This is a genomic window from Streptomyces sp. SID11385, assembly GCF_010548245.1.
In the GTDB taxonomy this organism is placed as follows: Bacteria; Actinomycetota; Actinomycetes; order Streptomycetales; family Streptomycetaceae; genus Streptomyces.
The window spans coordinates 1-306 of sequence record NZ_JAAGLR010000805.1; the positions used below are offsets into that span (position 1 = coordinate 1).

1 pseudogene is annotated in these 306 nt (G+C 78.8%); it reads right to left on the reverse strand.

The window, feature by feature from the left end:
• Window positions 1–306 (reverse strand): annotated as a pseudogene (locus tag G3I42_RS24610) (hypothetical protein); the annotation flags it as partial.

Consider the following 306-nt stretch of genomic DNA (forward strand, 5'->3'; position numbering starts at 1 on the left):
CCGTCGCGAGGGCCGCGTCCAGGCCCCGTACGAAGGTGCGCGCCTGCGCCGTCGTCGGCTCCGCCGCCGGCTCCGTGCCCGCGACGACGGGCGCGAGCAGCGCGCGCAGTTCGGCGACGCGCAGCCACCACAGGAAGGGCGAGCCGATCACGAGGACCTGCCCCCGTACCCCGGGCGCGGCGCCGCGCTCCTCCAGCCAGCTGTCGCAGTCGGGGGTGAGCGCTATCGCCGCGGGGGCCGGGACCCCGAGCCGCTCCGCCAGCTCCCGCACCAGGTGGTAGAGGGCGGGCGCGGCGCGCTCCTCGA